The sequence below is a fragment of the Saccharopolyspora sp. NPDC050389 genome, assembly GCF_040655595.1.
In the GTDB taxonomy this organism is placed as follows: Bacteria; Actinomycetota; Actinomycetes; order Mycobacteriales; family Pseudonocardiaceae; genus Saccharopolyspora.
Genome location: NZ_JBFAKG010000080.1, coordinates 13053 through 33907 on the forward strand (window position 1 = coordinate 13053; position 20855 = coordinate 33907).

Below are 20855 nucleotides of genomic sequence, written 5' to 3' on the forward strand. Positions count from 1 at the left end.
CTGACTGCACTGCTAGTGCAGTATCATGCCCCTATGGGCGAATCAGACAGCCATGTCGTCGACGCGAATGCCGTGGCTGAGGTCATCGGTGGACGCGTCCGGCGCTGGCGATCCGAGCGGAACTGGACGCTTGATGGGCTCGCAGAGCGATCCGGCGTGGGGCGCCGGACGCTCGTGCTCATCGAACAGGGCCAGTCGAATCCCAGTATCGGCCTGTTGCTCCGGCTCGCGGGCGCCTTTGGCGTCGGGCTGTCCGACCTTGTCGAAGACGTGGCAACGACCCCTGTTCGTGTTCACCGGGCAGGAGAAGCGCCTGTCTTGTGGCGGGGGCCGAGCGGTGGCCGTGGGGTCCTCGTCGGGGCCACCGAGCCGCCGCAGGTCGTTGAGCTCTGGGACTGGGTGATGGCTCCCGGAGAGCGGCACGACAGTGAGCCCCATTCCCGGGGGACGAGGGAAGTGCTGTTCGTGCACGAGGGTCGACTGGAGATCCACGTCGGCGCGATGGTGGAGCACCTCGCAGCGGGAGACTCGGTCGTAGTCCGCAGCGATCAATCGCACGGATATGCCTGCGCAGGAAGCGACGATGTTCATTTCTCGATGACGGTCTTGCAGCCGGGTGTAGGAGGATACTGATGGAAGCCCAGCTTCGTGCGGTGGAGTGGCTCAATGCTGCTTCTGTTGAGAGCAGCGTCTTCCAGCTGCGACCCGACTACAGGGCATTGCTCGTGCTGGCAGAAGGACTTGCTCCCGGTGGGAGTGACGGCGCGAGCGACCAGCTGTTGGCCGACGCTGAGCGGAAGATCGCCCAAGAGCTCGACGGACGTCGCCCCGAGGAGCTCGACGAGCTTGCGGCGTGGCGGGAGGCCTACCGTTCATTCGGCGCGAAACCGCAACGCACTAGGCCCAGCGTCGAGGCGCTGGTCCGCCGGGTTGACGGTGGTCTTCCGCGCATTGACCGGATCACCGACACCTACAACGCGATCTCGGTCACCCATCTGCTTCCGCTTGGCGGGGAGGACGTCGACAACTACGTCGGACCCGCACAGCTGGTACGCGCTACTGGCGAGGAAGAGTTCGAGGTGGTGGCCGAAGAGCGGCCTGCTATCGAGTACCCCAAGGTCGGCGAAGTCGTCTGGAAGGACGACGCCGGGGTGACGTGTCGGCGATGGAACTGGCGCCAGTCAACGCGGACTCGCATCGGAGAGAGCACGGTGCGCGCCCTGTTCATCCTTGATGGACTGCTCGATGTCACGGCAGAACCGGACTTGGTCGCGGCTGGCGAGGAGTTGCAGGCGGCTCTCGCCAGGTTCAGCCCGGAAGCCCAGTTCTCCTCTCGCCTTCTGGCGCCCTGACTTTTGTCCGTGCAGAGGCCTGCCTCTGCGTGAGGCCGGTTGATGGTGTGGTCATCGGGCGCGCCATCAGCCAGATTGGACACTCGAGAGCCGCTGTCGTGCAACAAGTGGGCGCGCTCGTGCTTGCCGAGAGATCATCATCTACATGGTGGCGGTCGGGCGGGTAGGTGTACGCGTGGGTGGCCGCCGTTGTTCCCATGTGCCTGATCCCCCGCAGGAAACTCGTACAACACGGTCACATTGGATTGCGTGTGCTGCGCACGGGTGGTGACCTTGTGCTCCGCGACACATGCCGGATACTTCATTGCACTGCAAAGTGCAGTATCATGCTAATATGGGTGCAGTGAGAGGGAACGTCGTTGCTGCGGAGGACGGCCTGACGCTGGTGTCCATGAAGAGCCTGGCGGTTGCTCTCGAGGTGCAGGACTTCCGAGTCGTCGGCTGACACCGCCCCGCGGGCTTCTTGACGCTGCGGCGTGGGCATCCAACCCACTGAGTGCTAGACCGAGGGCGCGGGTGCCGGCTCTCTGCTTGGCGACGAGCTGTCGCGCACTGAACGAATTGACATCGCCGAGGTTGCCGAATGGCAGGCCGGCGCCGGGTTTGATCGCTGCATGGCGGGGGACTGGACGGGCTCGTTCAGGGCCTGGCCGGGAGTTTGGTTCCCAGTCCTGTCTGGCGGTGCCTTGGTTGTATGGCGGCTTACTAGAGAGACGAGGTCATCTTTTATGAGTGAGAACGTTCGCAACAGTCCTAGGCCGGACAAGAGCGATTTGGCCAGCCTCGCGTTCGCCACCCAGGCTGTGCACGGCGGGAACACCACTGATTCCGCTGGCGGAGCCATTCGTACGCCGATCGTGATGGCGAACTCGTACTTGCTTCCGGACGACCCGTCCGAAATGGACTGGTCTGACACGGAGACCCTTTCGTACACGCGGAACTCGGGGTTCAACCAGATCTGCCTTCAGACGAAGCTGGCTGCCCTCGAACGCGGTGAAGACGCCGCTGTCTTCACCACGGGTGTGGCTGCGTTGCACGCCATGTTCTTCTCGCTGCTGAAGACCGGCGATCACGTGGTGCTGGGGGACGTCACATACGAGGCCGTGTGGCGTCTGATGGCCGAGCTCCTTCCCGAGAAGTACGGGATCGAGGCCACGTTCGTCGACATGGGCGACCTCGATGCGGTTCGTGCGGCGATGCGACCGAACACCCGACTGGTTCACACCGAGGCGATCGCGAATCCGACGACCAAGGTCGCCGATGTCGCTGCTATCGCGGAGATCGCGCACGCGCAGGGTGCGCTCGTCTCGATCGATTCCACCTTCACCCCGCCGCCGTTCTTCCGCCCACTCGAGCTGGGGGTCGATCTCGTCGTCCACTCGTTGACGAAGTACATCAACGGTCATGGTGACTCGATGGGCGGAGTCGTGATCGGCTCCCGCGAACTCGTCTCGCGCATCAAGTCCGAGGCGCTCGTCGATGTCGGTGGCACCATCTCGCCGTTCAACGCCTGGCTCGTCATGCGCGGTTCGGTGACGCTTCCACTGCGTTTGCGCCAGCACTTCAGCTCTGCTGAGAAGGTCGCTGCATTCCTGGAGTCTGACCCCCGAGTTGCGTACGTCTACTACCCGGGGCTTCGATCTCACCCTCAGCACGAGGTCGCTCTACGGCAGTTCGGCGGTCGTGGCTATGGCGCCATGATGGCCTTCGCCGTCGAGGGAGATCCAGACACGCAGAACAAGTTCGTCTCGAACCTCAAGGTCATCACCTCCGCGGTGTCCCTTGGACACGACGAGTCGCTCATCGTCCACGTCGCTGGCGAGGCACGGGGTGGCTCGGAGTACTACCCCGAGCTGTTCCAGAAGTACGGCCACCTGCGCCTCTCGGTTGGTCTGGAAGATCCGGACGACCTCATCGCCGACCTCTCGGCAGCTCTTGACGCCACATTCGGAGCCAACTGACCCGAGAAGCCGAATAGGCAGCTCACCGTCGCCCGTGAGAAAGGAGCGTTGCTCGTGGCATGGATAGTGCTGCTGGTCGCCGGCGCCATGGAAGCCGCTTGGGCGGTAGCGTTGTCCGAATCCCGCGGCTTCAAACGACTGTGGCCGTCAGTGATCTTCCTCGTCACGTCAGTGCTGAGTCTGGCTGGTCTTTCGATCGCGATGCGTGACATCCCCACGGGAACGGCTTACGCGGTGTGGACTGGAACCGGCGCGGCGCTCACCGTTTTGTGGGCCTTCGGGACGGGGAAGGAGAAAGCAACACAGGCGAAAGTCATGCTGTTGTCGGGGCTGGTGGCCTGTGTCATCGGATTGAAGGTGGTTGCCTGATGGCCTGGCTGATTCTCGTTGTCAGTGCCCTGTTCGAAGCCGTTTGGGCCACCGCGCTCGGCGAGTCGAACGGGTTCACCGAGCTCGGGCCGGTGGTTGTCTTCCTCCTCGGCATTGGCGTCAGTCTCGGCGGGCTGGCATACGCCATGAAGGAGATACCCGTCGGAGTCGCATATTCGGTGTGGGTCGGCATCGGTGCGGCGTTGACGGTCGTCATCGCCGTGGCGCGAGGGAACGAACCGGTCTCATTGCCCAAGTTGCTGTTCATCACGGGGATCGTCGGTTGTGTCATCGGACTGAAGTTGGTGAGCTCGAACGATCCCGATCAGCAGAACGCCCCGCGATCGTCCAAGCACGATGATCCCGACCATGGACAAGATTCCACGCGCGCAATGCTCTAGAGACCGGCAGTTCCCTTGAGAGGAAGCCGAACTACGCGGCAATGCACCCGAAGTCCGACCGGCTAGGGAACAACAGAAGTCTGCAGTACGACCGCTCGTCACTTGGTCCCGCCCAGCATCCCCCGTCGCTGGGCGGGACCATTTTGCATGCCGAGCGAGAAAGGCGGACTTGCGGGTCCACGCCACTTTCACGGAGGGCCATGCGCCTCGACGTACGTCGATAGCGCACCGGGTGCCGGCGACGAGGAAGGCGAACTGCCATCGGGCCAGTGCACATCGGCATGCTCTTAGGTCATTGCGACATGGTCCAGGTGACGTCCTTCGCAGCGAGACTTTGCGTAGTCGCACCGCGAGAGTCGCGGTGAACTCGAAGGAGATATCACATGAGGCGATATGACCTTGCGCTCATCGGGTTCGGCGGTGTCAATCGGGCGCTCGCCGAGCTGATCGTGGAGCGTGGTGATGAGCTTGCCGACGAGCTGGGATTCGCCATGCGCGTTGTTGCGATCACCGATCTTCGAGCCGGGTCGCTGGTTGACCTCGACGGCATCGACCTCGCGCCATTGCTGGCTGCAGGGCCTGGCGAGCTGACTTTCGCCGACATGGAGGGCGGTGACGCCGATCCACGAAACGAGTGGGTTATTCGCGAGGTCCCTGCCGACATCGTCGCGGAGGCCACGTTCACCAATCCTGCTGACGGCGAGCCCGCGGTGTCGCACGTGCGCTGGGCGCTGGAGGCGGGCAAGCACGTGTGCACCACGAACAAGGGTCCTGTTGCCTTGCGTGGCCGTGAGTTGAAGGAACTGGCTGTCGAGCACGGCGTCAGCTTCGAGTTCGAAGGCGCAGTGCTCAGCGGCACGCCGATCCTGCGCACCGCGCAGAGGCTGCTCAGCGGGCTGCGGATCACCGGAGTCGAGGGAATCATGAATGGCACCTCGAACTTCATCCTGGGCCGGGTGGAAGACGGCGCGGACTTCGAAGCTGCCGTCAAGGAGGCCCAGGACCTGGGGTACGCCGAGGCCGACCCCACGGCCGATGTCGAAGGACATGACGTTCAGCTGAAGGTCATGATCCTCGCCAACGAGATCCTCGGCGCTGATCTGTGCCCCGAGGATGTCTTCCGCGAAGGTATCTCCGGGATCACCGCAGAGGACATCAAGGACGCCGCCGACAAGGGACTGCGCTGGAAGCTGGTCGGCTCGGCCACACGCCGGTCCGACGGTGGGGTCGATGCTCGGGTGGCGCCGGTGGCCCTTCCCTCCGACCACCCGCTGGCCGGGATCGCCGGTCCGCTCAACGCCGTTGCCTTCCGCACCGATCTCCTCGGAACCGTCACCGTCTCCGGTCCGGGTGCCGGTCGCATCGAGACGGCCTACGCCCTGTTGTCGGACATCATCGCCATCCACCAGCGACACGCGAACGACGCTGCCGCTTCGAGCGGACACCTTGTCGAGGAGGCCCTCCATGGCTGACATCGCCCTCAAACCCGAGTGCCCGGTCGGCGACGGCATGTCCGCCGTCTGCAATCCCTACACCGGCGAAGTCGTCGGCTCCGTGAACACTGTGGACGCTTCCGCCATCGACAGCATCGTCGTGCGCGCCCGCAGGGGCCGCCGCAGTGCCCAGGCGATGTCACGTGCTTCGCGGGCGGCCATACTGGAGGGGGCGGCTCGACTTCTCGAACAGCGCGCGGAGTTCTTCGCTCTGCTGATCGTGAACGAGGCGGGCAAGACCATCACCCAGGCCCGCAAGGAGACCGCGCGGGCGGTGAACACCCTGGTGCTGTCGGCGGCGGAGGCTCGGCGCAACAGCGGCGAAGTGGTCCCCTTCGACGCCTTCGCGGGATCGGAGAACCGCACGGGGTGGTTTACTCGGGAGCCACTGGGCATTATCGCGGCCATCACACCGTTCAACGACCCGCTCAACCTGGTCGCGCACAAGCTCGGGCCGGCCATCGCTGGCGGCAACGCTGTCATTCTCAAACCTTCCGAGCTCACGCCGCTATCGGCGTTCCACTTGGTCGAGACGCTCATCGAGGCCGGGCTGCCCGAGGAGGTCGTGACGGTGGTCAACGGCAACGCTGAGCTGGGTGCCGCGATCGTCACCGCCCGCGAGGTGCGGATGGTGTCGTTCACGGGTGGCTTCGCGACCGGCGAGGCAATCGCCCGGTCGGCCGGGTTGAAGAAGCTCGCCATGGACCTCGGTGGGAACGCCGCTGTCGTCGTTATGGAAGACGCCGATCTGGGTACCGCGGTCGAATCGTGCGTCTCCGGCGCCTTCTGGGCCGCCGGTCAGAACTGCATCGGAACGCAGCGGATTCTGATCGCCCGCGAGGTGTACGAGACTTTCCGCGATGCATTCGTCGCCCGCACGAAGCAGTTGCGCGTCGGAGACCCGACGGATGAGCGCACCGAGGTGGGCCCCATGATCACTGCGGCTGCTGCCCGCACAGCCCAGGCGAAGGTGGACACTGCCATCGCCAACGGAGCGACTCTGCTGTGCGGCAACCACCTGGACGGCGCCCTCTACGCTCCGACGGTTCTGGAGGGTGTCCCCGCGGACTGCAGCATTTGGCGGGAGGAGGCATTCGCTCCGGTCGTCTGCCTGCAGCCGTTCGACTCTTTCGATGATGCCCTCCAGCGCGCCAACGAGGTCGACTTCAGCCTGCATGCCGGGATCTTCACCGGGAGCCTCGACCGCGCGCTGTCGGCTGCCCATCTGCTTGAGGCGAGCGGTGTCCTGATCAACGATTCGTCCGACTACCGCCTCGATGCGATGCCGTTCGGTGGCTTCAAGCACGGCAGCATGGGCCGTGAGGGCGTGCGCTTCGCCTACGAGGAGATGACCCAGCCGAAGGTGGTCTGCATCAACAAGAAGGACGGCGTGCGGTGACAGCATTCCGGACTGAATCCGACGCACTGGGCGAAATGCCGATCCCGGCAGATGCTTACTGGGGCGTGCACACCGCCCGTGCGTTGGAGAACTTCCAGATCAGTGGAATCCCGCTCTCCGCCCATCCTGTGCTTGTGCGAGCCCTTTCCACGGTCAAGCGCGCTGCCGCTCTGGCGAACATGGAGATCGGTGTTATCGAGCCGCGCAAGGCGGACGCCATCATTGCGGCCTGCAAGGCCATCGAGGACGGTGGCCACCGCGGTGAGTTCTGCGTCGACGTTATCCAGGGTGGTGCCGGCACGAGCACCAATATGAACGCCAACGAGGTCATCGCGAACCTCGCCCTGGAGTTCCTGGGCCACGGTCGGGGGCGTTATGACGTGCTCTCCCCGCTCGACGACGTCAATCGCTGCCAATCGACGAACGACGTCTATCCCACGGCGCTTAGGCTCGCCACGAGCACGGCCTTGTGCGGACTGCTGTCCGAGCTCGGCCGGCTCTCGGAAGCGTTCGGAGCCAAGGGGCAGGAATTCACCGGCGTCGTCAAGGTCGGTCGCACCCAGCTCCAGGACGCCGTGCCCATGACGCTAGGCCAGGAGTTCACCGCCATGGGTGTCACGTTGGCAGAAGACAGTGACCGTATCGGTGAGGCGCTGCCGCTGCTGCATGAGATCAACCTCGGCGCCACCGCGATCGGCACCGGCATCACGGCCGAACCGGGGTACGCCGGGGCGGTCGTCCGACACCTGCGCGCCCTGACCGGGCTCGACTTGCGGCCGGCTGCTGATCTGGTCGAGGCGACGGCCGACACAGGCGTGTTCCTCCACGCATCGGGTGTGTTGAAGCGGACGGCCGTGAAACTATCGAAGATCTGCAGCGATCTGCGGCTGCTCTCGAGCGGTCCGCAGAGCGGCTTCGCGGAGATCAACCTGCCTCCTCGGCAGGCTGGTTCGTCGATCATGCCGGGCAAGGTCAACCCGGTGATCCCCGAAGCGGTCAACCAGATCGCCTATGCGGTGGCGGGATGCGATGTCTCGATCACGATGGCTGCCGAGAACGGCCAGCTCCAGCTCAACGCATTCGAGCCGCTGATCGGTCACCTGCTGCTGACGATGACGGAGTGGCTTACCCGCGGCTGTGCTGCGTTGCGAGTTCGGTGCGTGGAGGGAATCACCGTCAACGCCGAACGGCTGGCCAGCAAGGTCGCAGGGTCGGTCGGTTCGGTGACCGCGCTGACCCCGCACATCGGTTACGAGGCCGCCGCAGCTATCGCCAAGCAGGCGCTGGCAACCGGATCCAGCGTGGCGGACCTGGTCGAGCAGGCCGGCCTGCTCAGCCGAGAGCAGGCGGTCGGACTCATGGCTCCGGTTCCGCAGAACGTTCCTTCCGCGGGCGGTTGATCACGCGGGAGAGCGCGAATCCGGTCACCGTGTCGCTTACGCCGGGCATCTGGGCGATCTCCTCCCAGATGCCGCGTATGCGTTCCAGGGACTGCGCTTCGAGTCGCACCATGAGATCGAAGTCGCCGCTGAGCACCTCACAGATGACGACCTCTGGAATTCGCTTGAGCGCGGCCAGGACCTCACCGCCGCGCATGCGGTCCTGCCGGTATACGAGTACCAACGCAGACACGAAATCCCCGCTGGTGGTGTCCTCGTCGCGCACGATCGTGTAGCCGCGGATGTGTCCCTGCCGTTCCAGCCGCTCGATCCGCTGGCGTACGGCGTTGCGAGACAGCAGAACTCGATGGGCCAGTTCGGCGTGCGAGATCCGGGCGTTGTGGGAGAGCTCGGCAATGATCTTCTCGTCGATGGCGTCCACAGCAGGTGATCTCCTTCGAGCTGAGTTTCCAGGACCCCGTCGATGTCAACGGTTGCCTGCTGCGAAGCCGCCAGCAGCGGGTTATGCCGGTGCAGGCAGCGCCGTCTCGTCCAGCAGCATCTTGGCCAGCATTTCCGGCGAATCGGCGGATGCGATCGCCCCTGCGGCGTCGGTGGCATCGCCGTAGCCCCACTGCACGTGGATCGTGGGTGTGCCCTCTGCGGCAGCACTCTCCACGTCGTAACCTCGATCACCCACCATGAGCGGTCTGGAGACATCGACACCGCGGGCTCGGAGCCTGAGTAGGCCTTCCCGGATCACCGCCTGCTTGGTCTCGCGCCCCGCCGCATCGGACGTGCCGCACACAGTAAGCAGCCGGGTTGCCAGCCCGTGGTGTCGCGTGATCCGTTCAGCTTGGTCTTCCACCTTGGAGGTCGCCACCGCCATCGGGAATCCGGCTGCGGCCAGCTTGTCCAGCAGCTCGGGAATGCCATCGTACGGTCGGCTATCCAGAGCGCCGTTCTCGGCGTACTCCGCTCGATATACCTGGAGGGCGCGCCTGGCGGTCGGTTCGTCGAGACCGAGGACGTTCCGGAAAGACTCGTACATCGGAGGCCCGATGAAGGTGCGCAGCACGGGCGCGCTGGGTACATAAGTGCCGACCGCTTGCAGGGCTGCCATGACGCTGGTGGTGATGCCGGGAGCGGAGTCCACCAGCGTGCCATCGAGATCGAGCAGCAGGCAGGTGGGCTTCACGGGGATCATCTCGCTCCTTATACGGCGGGACTGCAGCCTGGTGCGACCTGCGGGGGAGCAGGTGCTCGCGGGGACGTCGATCTGCTGTGCGCAGGCCTCCGTCTGATCGACCGGGCGGCGGCCGTGCCCAGGGGTGAGGATCCGGTGGCCACGGGCCGCAGGTACACCCCGATGCTAAATCGGAAGACCCGAAAGACAAACCGCCAAAAACAACAACAATGGTTTAGATTGACCTAATGGATTTGCACCAGCTCAGGGTGCTTCGCGAGCTTGCCGACCACGGCAGCATCGCGGCGACGGCGCGGGCGCTATCGGTGACCCCGTCTGCGGTTTCACAAGTGCTGGCAGCGTTGCAACGTCAGTTCGTCGCGCCGCTCACGCACAAGCGCGGTCGTTCGGTCGAACTCACCGAGGCTGGTCGGGCGTTGGCGAACGCTGCTGTGTCGGTGGCCTCCGCAATGGCTCGAGCACAGGTGGCCGTCGAGGAGTACCTCGAGGACCTGTCGGCGATCGTCCGAGTCTCTGGATTTCACAGTGCTGCGGTCACGTTCTTCCCCGCGCTGGCCGCGATGTCGAACCAGACCGGCCACCCTCGGGTGGAATGCGTCGACGAGGACGTTGCCCGGGAAGCGTTCCCCGCGCTTACTGCGTCGTACGACATCGTTATCGCCCACCGGATGAGCCACACGCAGCCATGGCCGTCCCAGCGACTGTCGGTGGTGCCGCTGTTGCGGGAGCCGATGGACGTCGCGATGCGTGTTGATCACCCCCTGGCACAGCATGATTCGCTCAGCCCGGCCGATCTCGTTCACGAATCGTGGGTGTCCACGCACCCCGGGTTCTCACCTGCCGACATGCTGGATGCGATCGCGGCGTCGGCGGGGCAGCCAATGCGGGTGGTGCACCGGATCAACGATTTCACGACAGCTGCGGCGATGGTCGCCCACGGCAATCTCCTGGCGCTGCTCCCGCGCTACACGGCCCGGCCGCCGGGCGGATCCGCCGTGGTCCTGCGGCCTCTCACCGGGATCCGCGCGGTCCGCAACGTCGACGTCCTCGCGCGTCCGGAACAGACAACACGGCGGGCGGTTTCCGTCGTGCTGGACTCCCTGCAACAGATCGCCAACTCGTTGGTGGACTCAGTCAATACTCGCCCGGCGAGCTGATGGCGCCAGGTACGCCACGAGGCCGGGCCCCAACTATCTCCGAACTCCGTGGATCTCCCGAAAGCGACTGTTCTGCGAGTCCGGTCCGTACCAGAGGAGTCGCCTGCCTCCAGGCGGGTTCAGCCGGAGAGGTCGAGCGCGGCGCGGACGATGCCGTCGGTGTCCAGCCCGTGGTAGCGGTAGACGTCCTCGAGAGATCCGGACTGGCCGAAGCGGGTCACCCCCAGTGCGGTTGTGGCGACCCGGTTGATGGTGGCCAGGAAGCTCAGGGTGTGCGGGTGACCATCGAGAACGGTAACGAGGTGAGTAGCGCGATCCGCAGGGAAGACCTGATCCAAGACCCACGAATCGGCTGACTCGTGGCCCTGCCGGGCACGAACTGCGCGGTAGAGCAGGTCGGGGCTCGTCACACACACGACGTCCGAAGCGATGCCGACCTGCTCGAGCCGTTCTGCTGCCTGTAGCGCTTCCGGTACCACAGCGCCCATCGCGGCGATGGTGACGTCCGGGTTGTTCGCGCGACGCAAGGCATAGGCGCCTGCCACGACCTGGCGGCGCCGACGTTCCCTGGCTGCGGGGTCGGCAGGAACTGACGCCAGGGTCTGGTCGACGGGCCGGGTGGACAGTCGGAGGTAGGCCGAGCTGCCGTCGGGCTTGCCGAGCCGGCTGAGGCTGGCCAGCAGTGCCCATTCGGTGTCGATTGCGAACGCGGGTTCGTAGGTGACGCACCCTGGCTGTTCGAGACCGATCGAGGGGGTTTTGATGGACTGGTGCGCGCCGCCTTCAGGTGCCAAGGACACTCCTGACGGGGTGCCGACCAGGATCGACTGTCCACCCGCGTAGATGCCGTAGGACCACGGTTCGAGAGCTCGCTCGACGAAGGGGTCGTAGAGGACTCCGATGGGCAGCAACGGCTGACCCCACCGGCTCCAGGTGGCGCCGAGCTCGCCCAGGAGGCTGACCAGGTTGGTTTCGGCGATGCCCAGCTCGATGTGCTGGCCGGTCGGTCTCTCCCGCCAGTGCAGGATGGTCTCCGCGTCGTCGGCGAACCAGTCCCGGCGCTCGCTGGGCGACCACACACCGACCTTGTTCACCCACCCGCCCAAGTTGGTCGTGGAGCTGACGTCCGGGCTGACGGTGACGACCCGGCGGGCGGCATCCGGTGCAGCACGGGTCAAATCGAGCAGGACTCGGCCGAGCGCTGCTTGGGTCGTGGCTGTGCCCGTCGGCGTGCGACCGATGTCGGTCGGCAGCGACGGGGGAGTTTGGGGAGTGCGCTCAGGGCGACGCAGGCGCTCGGAGGCTTGCTGACACAGCATCTGCGCTGCGCTGTCGGAAGGGAACCCGCGCCAAGGGGCGTCCGCGTCACCGCCTGTCCGTTCGGCGAGGTCCCGCATCTGGGCATCGTTGAGCAGCGCCGAGTGGTTCTGCGGGTGGCCCTTCGTCGCCAGCCCGTACCCCTTGACGGTGTAGGCGAAGATCACCGTGGGCCGGGTGTCGTCGATCGATGCGAAGGCGCCGTCAAGCGCCTCAAGATCGTGGCCACCGAGATTGGCAATGGCTTCCACCAGCGTGTTGTCATCGATGTTTCCGATGAGTGCGGCGATCGCGGTGTTGTCGGGACCGTCGCCCGGCAACCGGTGGCGCAGCTCGTCGGCGTCGCAACGCAGCAGCCGCTGGTACTCGGGGTTGGGCATGTCGTCGATTCGCCGCCGCAGTTCGGCGCCACCGGGCCTGGCGAACAGGCCCTCCATCACGCTTCCGTACTTCAGCGTGATGACCTGCCAGCCCGCCGCGGCGAACATGCCTCGCAGCTTGTCAGCGGCGATGTTGGGCACGACGCGGTCCAGGGACTGGCGGTTCAGGTCGACGATCCACACGACCTCTCCCAGGTCGGCGACACCGGGATCGAGCACGGCTTCCCACACCGCGCCTTCGTCGAGCTCGGCGTCGCCTACCAGGGAGTACTGCCGACCAGTGCCGGCGCCGCTGAAGGCGGTGTCCACGTAGCGACGTGACACCGCACCCCAGAGCGGCGCGGTGGCGCCGATTCCCACTGAGCCGGTCGAGTAGTCGGCGGGATCCGGATCCTTAAGCCGGCTCGGATAGCTCTGCAAACCGCCGAACTCTCGAAGCCGCGGCAGGTACGAGGCATCCAGCTCACCGAGCAGGTAGTTGATCGAGTGGAGCACTGGCGAGGCGTGCGGCTTGACAGACACCCGATCCTGCGCGCGCAGATGTCTGAACCACAGCGACGTCATGATCGACACCATCGAAGCCGAGGACGCCTGATGGCCACCGACTTTGAGACCGGACGGGTTCGGACGGACGAGGTTGGCGTGGTGGATGATCGCGCTCGACAGCCACAGAACACGGCGCTCGATCTCGCGGAGCACTTCGTGCTCAGCATCGGACGGGTGGGAGGTAAGCACTGGGCTGCTCATGATGTCTCACCTTCGAAATCAGGCATTCTGCGATCCAGCGACGGCGCATCGCGCTGAGCCGGGTATGGAGATGTCTCGCCGTGTCAAGAGCGCAGGGGAAGACCTCGCTGCGATCCGGCCAGGCCAGTCGCCGACATCGGCATGGGGGCCAGCTGGCTACGCCGTGGTGGGAATGGCTTGCAGGAGGTCCTGCCACAGGTCTTCGACGTGCTCACATCCCACGCTCAGCCGCAGCAGCCCCGCCGGAACGTGTTCTTGACCGGGGTGCTTGGCTCGTCGTTCGATCGTGGACTCCACCCCGCCGAGGCTGGTGGCGAACGCGATGATCTGCACCGCGTCGCAGGCCGCGTCCGCAGTCGTGGCGTCTGCGAGTTCGAAACTGAGAACGGCACCGAACCCGGTCATCTGCTCGGCCGCAAGCTTGTGGCCAGGATCGTCGGGCAATCCCGGGTAGTGCACGCGCTTGACCGCAGGATGCACGGTAAGTCGCCGTGCGAGCTCGTGAGCCGAAGCCTGGGCTGCGGCCAGGCGGACACCCATGGTCCGGATTCCTCGCAGTGCCAGGTAGGACTCCAGCGCTCCCGGGGTTGCGCCCGCGAAGGAGCGGCGCCGGGCAAGCGCGTCCTGCTTCTCCGGGTCGTTGGTGACAGTGATACCCATCAGCAGGTCGGAGTGGCCGCCCATGAACTTGGTGGCGCTGTGCACGACGAAGTCGGCGCCGAGGTTCAGCGGCTGTTGCAGCAACGGCGTGGCGAAGGTGTTGTCCACAACCACCTGCACTCCCGATGCGTGTGCAGTAGTCGTGATGGCCCGGAGGTCGCAGATCTCGAGTAGTGGGTTGCTCGGAGTTTCGACCCAGAGGAGGTCTGCGCCGTCGAGGTGATCGGCCAGTGAATCCGGCTGCGCGAGGTCTACGGCCTCCAAGCGCCAGCGGCCGAGTTCGTGGCCTTCCTCGAGTAGGTGGCGGGTCCCCATGTACACGTCACGGGGAAGCAACACCTTGGCCCCGGCGGGGAGTGTCTCGAGCACAGCCGCGCATGCGGCCATCCCGGAGGAGAAGGCCAGTGCGGAGCCGCCTTCTAACCGCCCCACCACGGACTCGAAGGACGCCCATGTCGCCGTGCCGTCCGTGCGCGCGTAGCGCCGCGGTCCACGTACCCCTCCGGTGTTGGAACCATGGTCGCCGTCTTCCTCCGTTCCGAGCTTGCCGCCCTTCTGGGAGCGGAAGTTCGAGGCGAGGGTGATGGGTGGATTCATCGGGTTGCCCGCGTCCTTTTCCGGCCGCCCCTCTTCGATGAGGACCGTCTCCGGCCGAAGCTCCCACGCTGTCGCTTCACGGGGGGATTCATCGGCCATCTCGCCTGTCCGGCTTGCCTCGTTGGACACCGCTTCTCCTTCGATCGGAACCGAACCGTGTGGGGATCAGAAGGCTGTCGTCAGCTGCCTCTCGCGCTCGGCATCCGCGGTCTGCCGGTCCGCCAACTTGGCCGCCCATTTCCTGGGCGTTGGCCAGCGTGCCGCTAGGCCTCTCCCGGTGCGGATACGAGGTCGCCTCGTTGGCGAACAGTTTTGACTATGGGGCAAGAAACGTCAACCCGGGAAGCGGCCGCTCGCGGGACAGTCGCTTTGACTGAGAGGCATAATGCAGGACGTGCTGGATCCGGGACAGACCGAGAAGCTGATCGCCCAACGCTTGCTGGAGGCGCGGCATCGAAAGGGTTGGACGCTTGCCGAGGCCGCTGAGGCCAATGGGGTTTCCGTGACTCACCTGTCGCGCCTAGAGCGGGGTGAGCGGCAGCCCTCGATCGGTGTCCTCATCCAGCTGGCGCGGTCCTACGGATTGCCGTTGGGGCAACTCGTCGGCGAAGAACCGGAAACGGCCTGCCACGTCTTCCGGGGTGACGAGGCTCCGCTGCATGACGGTCCGGATTACAAGTACGCCGCACTGAGCGGGATAACGGGACTGAACCTGTTGGAAGCGATCCGCTTGGAGCTCCCTGGCAGCTCTCGGACCAGCCGGGCTGCGCAGCACGTTGGAGAAGAATGGCTGCTCGTGCGCTCTGGCCGGGTCCGAGTGGAGATCGGCTCTGAGAGCTTCGATCTCGAACCCGGAGATGCCGCCCACTTCGATGCCCAAAGCCCGCACCGGATCTGCAATCGCGGACGGGCGCGCGCGACCGTCTTCATCGTCTCGGCCGGCTCCCCGGCAAGGAGGGGAAACGGTCACAAGTGACAGCAGCATTGCGGGGCTCGAGTCGCCGACCGTCGTAATTCCGGCCCTCGATGCGTGGCAGGAGTACCCGCAGGGCTGTATTCACGGGCTGGATCTTGCCCGATTTGCCCGGTTGGCGAGTCGCGGGCGAGCCCTCCGTGTGAGTGCCTGGCGTTCGAAGAAGTATGACGTGGTCCAGCGTGGGATGAGGCTGTGCGGACGCGGTTCGGCAGCGGCCATCGCCGCGAACTGATGAGCGTTGAGGGGATCAGCTCCCTATCGGCAGCAGGTCCTCGTCCTCTGCTGTGCGGGGCCTGCGTGTTCAGTGACGGCTCGCTTGTAGGACGCCAACTCATCTCCATCTAGGCAAAATTTGTTGCCTCTGGGGCTTGTCCAGAGTTTGTCTGAGAGGCAAACTCTGTCCAACTTCACGTCCCGCATCGCACAAGTGGAGCGGGCCATGTCATCTCTTCCGATGCGGCCGCCAGTGCGTGGCCGAAGGGCTTGGTGGAAGCATCATGAGGAAGTTCCCCGTGGGCGGTTCGACTGGTCTCGTGAACTTGGCCGGCGTCAACAAGCGGTTCGGCGAAGCCCATGTGCTCAAGGACGTCAACCTGACCATCGGCAGGGGCGACGTCGTCGTCGTACTCGGACCATCTGGTTCCGGGAAGTCCACGCTGTGCCGCACGATCAACCGGCTCGAGCGCATCGATTCGGGTGTGATCACCATCGATGGTGACCCGCTGCCCTCTGAAGGGAAAGCGCTCGCCCAACTTCGTGCCGACGTCGGTATGGTCTTTCAGACGTTCAATCTCTTCGCGCACAAGTCCGTTCTCGAGAACGTCATGCTGGGGCCGGCCAAGGTACGCAAGGTCGATCGGACCGTGGCCGAGAAAAAGGCCGTGCGGTTGCTGGAGAGGGTCGGTGTCGCCGATCAGGCGAACAAGTACCCGGCCCAGCTCTCAGGCGGCCAGCAGCAGCGGGTGGCGATCGCACGGGCGCTGGCAATGGACCCGAAAGTCCTCCTGTTCGACGAACCGACGTCTGCACTGGACCCCGAGATGGTCCAAGAGGTCCTGGACGTGATGACAGACCTCGTGGAGCAAGGCATGACGATGGTCGTCGTCACCCATGAGATGGGCTTCGCACGTCGCGCCGCGGACCGCGTCGTATTCATGTCCGACGGTGAAATCGTCGAGGAGGCGGATCCCGACGCGTTCTTCACCGCCCCGTCGTCCCGGCGCGCGCAGGACTTCCTGGGCAAGATCCTCACCCACTGAGCGCTGGAGTTCCCACGATCCTTGTCCACTTTTGAAAGGGCATGTCCCATGAAGATCCGAAACTTGTCCATCGCAGGCGCTTTGGCCGTCACCCTCGTGGCAACCGGGTGTGGGAAAGAGGGTACTCCGGGGGGATCGGCAGCCGGTGCGTGCGGTCCGCCGGCACAGTTGGTCGTCGCCGACGGCATCAACCTCACCGACAGTCCGACCTTCGCCAGGATCAGGGGCCGCGGCCACGTGGTGGTCGGTGTGAAGGCGGACCAGCCCGGCCTCGCCTACAAGGATGCGAGTGGAAATCGCTGCGGCTTCGACGTAGAGATCGCGCGATTGATGTCGGCAGGTCTCGGCTTTGATCCCGGGTCAATCGAGTACAAGGAGATCCCCTCGGCGAACCGGGAAGCGGCGATCCAAGCGGGCGAGGTCGACTACTACGTCGGCAGCTACACCATCAACGACAAGCGCAAGGAACAGATCTCCTTCGCCGGGCCGTACATCATTGCCGGCCAGAGCGTGCTTGTGCGCAAGGACGAGAAGGACATCACCGGGAAGGACACCCTCAAGGGGAAGAAGGTCTGCTCCGCGACGGGGACGACCTCGATCCAGCGGGTGAGGGATATGGGGTTGACCGAACCCGGGAACATCGTCGAGTTCAAGACCGGCTCGGAATGTGTTTCCCAGCTGCTCGACGGCAAAGTGGACACCAACACCACGGACGACGCGATCCTGAAGGGGTATGCGGCGGCCTCACCGGATGAGCTGAAGTTGGTCGGGGAGACGTTCAGCGAGGAGAAGTACGGCATCGGCCTAGCGCTGTCGGACAAACCGCTGCGGGAAGCGATGAACGATGTGCTGGCCAAGGCCGGCGCCGATGGCACTTGGCAGAAGCTGTACGACTCGACCCTGGGCAAGTCCGGGATACCGGCAGTTCCGCCGGCACCCGAGCGGTACTGACATCCGCGACCCGCGCGCGGTCCTGTACCCGTTGCAGATCTTGTCCTCATTCACCACGGAGCGGCGATGTCCTCTGTTCTCTTAGACAACTGGGAACTGTTCCGCATCGGTTTCCTGACCACGATCAAGCTGTTCCTGGTCGCCGGGGTGCTGAGCTTGGTGCTGGGAACGCTTCTAGCGGCCTGCCGAGTGTCTTCGTTGCCGGCACTGCGAGCGGTCGGCACCGGTTACGTCAACACGATGCGCAGCACTCCGCTGGTGTTGGTCTTCGCCTTCCTCGTGTTCGCCGCTCCGAAGATGGGAGTCGAGCTGCCCTCCTTCTTCTGGGCGGCGATCGCGGCGCTGACTGCGTACACGAGCGCCTTCATCTGCGAGGTGGTGCGTTCTGGTATCAACACCGTGCCTGCGGGGCAGGCGGAGGCCGCGCGCTCGGTCGGTATGACATTCCTCCAGGTCCTGGGAATCGTGGTCTTGCCGCAGGCCTTCCGCGCGATCATGCCACCGCTGACGAGTACGGCAATCGCGTTGCTGAAGAACACCACTATCGCTGCTGGATTCTCGGTGGTGGAGGCCGGATCGATTCCTGCGGCGATGGCTGAGCGCGGGGAGAATCAAATGGTCACGTTGTTCTGGATCACGGTCGGTTTCCTGATCCTGATCCTTCCGCTGGTGCTCGCTCAGCGGTGGGCTGAACGACGGGTGGCGGTGCCGGCATGAACCACGTGCTCTACGACGCACCCGGTCCGCAGGCCGTGGTCAGGAACAAGATCGCCGATGTCGTGGTGGTGGCTGTCCTGGTTGCCGCGATCGGTTGGATCATCTACCGGTTGTACGAGTCCGGGCAGTTCGAGCTGCGCCGGTGGGAGCAGTTCCAGTACAGCGCGATTCAGCGGCAGCTGCTCGAAGGCTTGTGGAACACGCTGCGGGCAGCGGGAATCGCGGCGGTCCTCGCGATCGTGTTCGGTGCGGTGTTCGCATCGGCACGGATCAGCGGCCATGCCTGGGTTCGAGTACCGGCCACGGTGGTGGTCGAGACCTTCCGCGCGGTTCCGATGCTGATCCTGATGTTCTTCTTCTACTACGGATCCCTGCAGTACGACCTCGGTTTGTCACCGATGTGGGCGGTCGTGCTCGGGTTGACCCTCTACAACGGATCGGTGCTCGCTGAAGTCTTCCGAGCCGGCCTCGTGGCGGTCCCGGCCGGACAGCGAGAAGCCGCGTACGCGATCGGCTTCCGGAAGAACCAGGTCGTCCGGACGATCCTGCTACCGCAGGCAGTGCGGACGATGCTTCCAGCGATCATCAGCCAGCTGGTCATCCTGCTGAAGGACACCTCGCTCGGCTTCATCATCACCTACAACGAACTCCTCTACGTGGGGCGGCAGATGGGCGCTCGACAGGAGTTCGGGTTCCCCTACATTCCGACGTACATGGTCATCGCAGTTGTTTACATCGGACTGTGCGGATTGCTGACCCTGCTGGCGAATCGGCTCGAGGCCAGAAGTCGGCGGGCGGTCAAGACAGCGCGTTCGCCGCTCAGCAGTGATCTGCCTGCCAACCGAGACACTGCACGACCGGACGACAAGATCCCAATGGGCAAATCTTGACATGTTGTTCCCCGCCGGCGTGAACCACGTGGCAGACGATGTGCAGGCCGATCAGGCGTCGGCCCGCGATCGAGCGACACGCCCGGGGTGCGAGATCGGGAAGGTGCAAGGACTGATCGCGATGAACGATCCAACACGAGGCGAATATGCCGGCCAACCATGGCGTGGAGAGGTGTGCGCTGTCTTCGCCGCCGAAACGGCGGGTGTCGAGATGCATGCGGTGACCGCAGCGCAACTGGTTGCCGGAGTGGGTATGGCGGGGGACAGGTACGCACTAGGCAAGGGCCACTACTCGCACCTGTGGCACCCTGACCGCCAGCTCACATTGATCGCCCAAGAAGTGATCGACGACGTTGCCCGTGCCATCGGTGAGCCGATCGACGGCGTCGAGTTGCGGCGCAACGTCGTCACCCGCGGAGTTCCCCTCAACTCGCTGGTCGAGAAGTACTTCGCCGTGGGGGAAGCCATCGTCTACGGCGGTCGGCTCAACGTGCCGTGCAGATACCTGGAACGGCTGATCGACAAGAAGGTGTTCGAGCCGCTGCTCGGGTGCTCCGGCCTCAACTGCCAGATCCTGCGTGGCGGCACGGTCCGCCCCGGGGACGTCGTGCGCCCTCTTCGCCCTGGCGAGGAGAACGCGATCGAGGTCCCTGTGGTTTTGGTGGGGAAGGACGCCGGATGAGCGTGCGGTTGTTGATGGCCGCTCGGCTGAAGGCTGAATCGTGGCCAGCGTCAGACGTCCGCGAACTGACCTTCGAGCCGGTCTACAGAACCGAGTTCCCCCCATTCACCCCGGGAGATCACGTCCAGGTACAGCACCAGAACGGGACCAGGCGAGATTACTCGCTCATAGGGTCGACTAACGATCTTTCCACTTACCGCATCGCGGTTCGCAGGGAGAGCGGTGGCCGCGGCGGCTCAGTCCTGTTCCAGGACCAGTTGGCGCTGGGGGATCTGGCGTTCGTGTCCCACCCGCAAGGCGGCATGCGGATCGACTCCGCCGCTGCACACCACGTGTTCGTCGCCGGCGGGATCGGGGTCACGGCAGTGCTGGGGCTGCTGGGAGGATTGCCTCGTGGAGCGTCGAGCGAAGTCCACTACTGCGTACGCAACCGCGTCGATGCTGCCTACCAGGATGCCCTGGAGCACTCAGGTGCGAAGCTGGTCTTGCACGAGTCCAGCGCAGGCGGTCGGCTCGATGTGCCGACCTTCGTGAAGGAGTTGCCTCGGGAGGCCACCCTGTACTACTGCGGTCCACCGAGTCTCATGGCCGCGATCGCCGACGCCACATCCCACTTCGACCCGACGCGCGTTCGCTGCGAGAGTTTTACCGGTGTGACAACCGAACCGGGGGAGAAGCTCGGCGACGCTTTCGACGCCTGGCTGGTCCTGTCGAAGCGAGTGATTCGCGTCCCTGAGGACGAGTCGCTCCTGCAAGCGGTGCTGCGCGAGAACGTGCCCGTCGACTACTCGTGCGAGGGCGGTGCTTGCGGCAGCTGCGTCCTCGAAGTGGTTGACGGGGAGATCGACCACAGAGATCTGTGTCTAAGCGAGGATGAACGCAGGGAGGTGATGACCTCGTGTGTCTCTCGAGGGCGCGGACCGATCTCGCTGAGGGCCTGATCGTGGGGTTGGTGGGGAAC

At 64.8% G+C, this 20855-nt stretch carries 20 protein-coding genes; 16 read left to right on the plus strand and 4 right to left on the minus strand.

Going from position 1 to position 20855, the window contains the following annotated elements:
- Window positions 1-33 precede the first annotated feature (33 nt).
- The 8 genes from AB0I53_RS37180 to AB0I53_RS37215 all read left to right on the plus strand — a co-directional run bounded on the left by AB0I53_RS37180 (window position 34) and on the right by AB0I53_RS37215 (window position 8375).
- Entirely contained in the window at window positions 34-633 is a 600-nt protein-coding gene (locus tag AB0I53_RS37180; RefSeq protein WP_358613590.1) for an XRE family transcriptional regulator, read from the plus strand.
- A complete protein-coding gene (locus AB0I53_RS37185) occupies window positions 633-1352 on the plus strand; it encodes a phenylalanine--tRNA ligase beta subunit-related protein (RefSeq protein ID WP_358613592.1) in 720 nt (239 codons plus the stop codon). The genes AB0I53_RS37180 and AB0I53_RS37185 overlap by 1 nt, the downstream gene beginning before the upstream one ends.
- Window positions 1353-2080: 728 nt before the next feature.
- The gene (locus AB0I53_RS37190; RefSeq protein ID WP_358613645.1) at window positions 2081-3313 is read left to right on the plus strand and encodes an aminotransferase class I/II-fold pyridoxal phosphate-dependent enzyme; all 1233 of its coding nucleotides are present in this window, start codon (window positions 2081-2083) and stop codon (window positions 3311-3313) included.
- Window positions 3314-3367: 54 nt separating this feature from the next.
- Window positions 3368-3682 carry a multidrug efflux SMR transporter gene (locus AB0I53_RS37195; protein WP_358613594.1) on the plus strand — a complete coding sequence of 105 codons (315 nt, stop codon included), beginning with the start codon at window positions 3368-3370 and terminating at the stop codon, window positions 3680-3682.
- Window positions 3682-4083 carry a multidrug efflux SMR transporter gene (locus AB0I53_RS37200; protein WP_358613596.1) on the plus strand — a complete coding sequence of 134 codons (402 nt, stop codon included), beginning with the start codon at window positions 3682-3684 and terminating at the stop codon, window positions 4081-4083. Before AB0I53_RS37195 ends, AB0I53_RS37200 begins: the two co-directional genes overlap by 1 nt.
- Before the next feature lie 383 nt (window positions 4084-4466).
- A complete protein-coding gene (locus AB0I53_RS37205; protein ID WP_358613598.1) occupies window positions 4467-5555 on the plus strand; it encodes a homoserine dehydrogenase in 1089 nt (362 codons plus the stop codon).
- On the plus strand, window positions 5548-6975 hold the full coding sequence (locus AB0I53_RS37210) for an aldehyde dehydrogenase family protein (RefSeq protein ID WP_358613600.1): 1428 nt from the start codon (window positions 5548-5550) through the stop codon (window positions 6973-6975). The genes AB0I53_RS37205 and AB0I53_RS37210 overlap by 8 nt, the downstream gene beginning before the upstream one ends.
- A gap of 35 nt (window positions 6976-7010) precedes the next feature.
- Complete coding sequence (locus tag AB0I53_RS37215) at window positions 7011-8375, plus strand: aspartate ammonia-lyase (protein ID WP_358613647.1); 1365 nt, start codon at window positions 7011-7013, stop codon at window positions 8373-8375.
- Here the strand turns inward: AB0I53_RS37215 and AB0I53_RS37220 are convergent.
- Both AB0I53_RS37220 and AB0I53_RS37225 read right to left on the minus strand, forming a co-directional pair.
- On the minus strand, window positions 8332-8796 hold the full coding sequence (locus AB0I53_RS37220) for an Lrp/AsnC family transcriptional regulator (RefSeq protein WP_358613602.1): 465 nt from the start codon (window positions 8794-8796) through the stop codon (window positions 8332-8334). The two genes, AB0I53_RS37215 and AB0I53_RS37220, sit on opposite strands and share 44 nt — an antisense overlap.
- 81 nt (window positions 8797-8877) lie before the next feature.
- A complete protein-coding gene (locus AB0I53_RS37225; RefSeq protein WP_358613603.1) occupies window positions 8878-9561 on the minus strand; it encodes an HAD hydrolase-like protein in 684 nt (227 codons plus the stop codon).
- A gap of 227 nt (window positions 9562-9788) precedes the next feature.
- Between AB0I53_RS37225 and AB0I53_RS37230 the strand changes: the two genes are divergently transcribed.
- Entirely contained in the window at window positions 9789-10718 is a 930-nt protein-coding gene (locus AB0I53_RS37230; protein ID WP_358613605.1) for a LysR family transcriptional regulator, read from the plus strand.
- Window positions 10719-10837: 119 nt separating this feature from the next.
- Here AB0I53_RS37230 and AB0I53_RS37235 read toward each other — a convergent pair whose 3' ends face one another.
- Window positions 10838-13162 (minus strand): transketolase C-terminal domain-containing protein, encoded by a 2325-nt coding sequence (locus tag AB0I53_RS37235; RefSeq protein ID WP_358613607.1) that lies wholly within the window; start codon window positions 13160-13162, stop codon window positions 10838-10840.
- 156 nt (window positions 13163-13318) lie between these two features.
- A complete protein-coding gene (locus AB0I53_RS37240) occupies window positions 13319-14548 on the minus strand; it encodes a PLP-dependent aspartate aminotransferase family protein (protein ID WP_358613609.1) in 1230 nt (409 codons plus the stop codon).
- A gap of 256 nt (window positions 14549-14804) precedes the next feature.
- On the opposite strand from AB0I53_RS37240, the gene AB0I53_RS37245 reads away from it, so the two are divergent.
- From AB0I53_RS37245 to AB0I53_RS37275, 7 genes are all read left to right on the plus strand, one after another.
- Window positions 14805-15395 (plus strand): XRE family transcriptional regulator, encoded by a 591-nt coding sequence (locus AB0I53_RS37245; RefSeq protein WP_358613611.1) that lies wholly within the window; start codon window positions 14805-14807, stop codon window positions 15393-15395.
- 512 nt (window positions 15396-15907) lie between these two features.
- Window positions 15908-16654, plus strand: a complete 747-nt coding sequence (locus AB0I53_RS37250) for an amino acid ABC transporter ATP-binding protein (RefSeq protein WP_358613613.1) — start codon at window positions 15908-15910, stop codon at window positions 16652-16654.
- 48 nt (window positions 16655-16702) lie between these two features.
- A complete protein-coding gene (locus AB0I53_RS37255) occupies window positions 16703-17605 on the plus strand; it encodes a glutamate ABC transporter substrate-binding protein (RefSeq protein ID WP_358613615.1) in 903 nt (300 codons plus the stop codon).
- Window positions 17606-17671: 66 nt separating this feature from the next.
- The gene (locus tag AB0I53_RS37260; protein WP_358613617.1) at window positions 17672-18322 is read left to right on the plus strand and encodes an amino acid ABC transporter permease; all 651 of its coding nucleotides are present in this window, start codon (window positions 17672-17674) and stop codon (window positions 18320-18322) included.
- The gene (locus tag AB0I53_RS37265; RefSeq protein ID WP_358613619.1) at window positions 18319-19212 is read left to right on the plus strand and encodes an amino acid ABC transporter permease; all 894 of its coding nucleotides are present in this window, start codon (window positions 18319-18321) and stop codon (window positions 19210-19212) included. The genes AB0I53_RS37260 and AB0I53_RS37265 overlap by 4 nt, the downstream gene beginning before the upstream one ends.
- A 1-nt stretch (window position 19213) precedes the next feature.
- Complete coding sequence (locus tag AB0I53_RS37270; protein WP_358613621.1) at window positions 19214-19894, plus strand: MOSC domain-containing protein; 681 nt, start codon at window positions 19214-19216, stop codon at window positions 19892-19894.
- Entirely contained in the window at window positions 19891-20835 is a 945-nt protein-coding gene (locus AB0I53_RS37275) for a PDR/VanB family oxidoreductase (protein WP_358613623.1), read from the plus strand. Before AB0I53_RS37270 ends, AB0I53_RS37275 begins: the two co-directional genes overlap by 4 nt.
- Window positions 20836-20855: the final 20 nt, after the last annotated feature.

What these genes read in the sequence shown, in the direction of transcription:
- AB0I53_RS37180 (WP_358613590.1), top strand. Translation starts at nt 34, where the DNA reads ATGGGCGAATCAGACAGCCATGTCGTCGACGCGAATGCCGTGGCTGAG.
- AB0I53_RS37185 (WP_358613592.1), top strand. Translation starts at nt 633, where the DNA reads ATGGAAGCCCAGCTTCGTGCGGTGGAGTGGCTCAATGCTGCTTCTGTT.
- AB0I53_RS37190 (WP_358613645.1), top strand. Translation starts at nt 2,081, where the DNA reads ATGAGTGAGAACGTTCGCAACAGTCCTAGGCCGGACAAGAGCGATTTG.
- AB0I53_RS37200 (WP_358613596.1), top strand. Translation starts at nt 3,682, where the DNA reads ATGGCCTGGCTGATTCTCGTTGTCAGTGCCCTGTTCGAAGCCGTTTGG.
- AB0I53_RS37205 (WP_358613598.1), top strand. Translation starts at nt 4,467, where the DNA reads ATGAGGCGATATGACCTTGCGCTCATCGGGTTCGGCGGTGTCAATCGG.
- AB0I53_RS37210 (WP_358613600.1), top strand. Translation starts at nt 5,548, where the DNA reads ATGGCTGACATCGCCCTCAAACCCGAGTGCCCGGTCGGCGACGGCATG.
- AB0I53_RS37215 (WP_358613647.1), top strand. Translation starts at nt 7,011, where the DNA reads ATGCCGATCCCGGCAGATGCTTACTGGGGCGTGCACACCGCCCGTGCG.
- AB0I53_RS37225 (WP_358613603.1), bottom strand. Translation starts at nt 9,561, where the DNA reads ATGATCCCCGTGAAGCCCACCTGCCTGCTGCTCGATCTCGATGGCACG.
- AB0I53_RS37230 (WP_358613605.1), top strand. Translation starts at nt 9,789, where the DNA reads ATGGATTTGCACCAGCTCAGGGTGCTTCGCGAGCTTGCCGACCACGGC.
- AB0I53_RS37235 (WP_358613607.1), bottom strand. Translation starts at nt 13,162, where the DNA reads ATGAGCAGCCCAGTGCTTACCTCCCACCCGTCCGATGCTGAGCACGAA.
- AB0I53_RS37245 (WP_358613611.1), top strand. Translation starts at nt 14,805, where the DNA reads ATGCAGGACGTGCTGGATCCGGGACAGACCGAGAAGCTGATCGCCCAA.
- AB0I53_RS37255 (WP_358613615.1), top strand. Translation starts at nt 16,703, where the DNA reads ATGAAGATCCGAAACTTGTCCATCGCAGGCGCTTTGGCCGTCACCCTC.
- AB0I53_RS37260 (WP_358613617.1), top strand. Translation starts at nt 17,672, where the DNA reads ATGTCCTCTGTTCTCTTAGACAACTGGGAACTGTTCCGCATCGGTTTC.
- AB0I53_RS37265 (WP_358613619.1), top strand. Translation starts at nt 18,319, where the DNA reads ATGAACCACGTGCTCTACGACGCACCCGGTCCGCAGGCCGTGGTCAGG.
- AB0I53_RS37270 (WP_358613621.1), top strand. Translation starts at nt 19,214, where the DNA reads ATGTTGTTCCCCGCCGGCGTGAACCACGTGGCAGACGATGTGCAGGCC.
- AB0I53_RS37275 (WP_358613623.1), top strand. Translation starts at nt 19,891, where the DNA reads ATGAGCGTGCGGTTGTTGATGGCCGCTCGGCTGAAGGCTGAATCGTGG.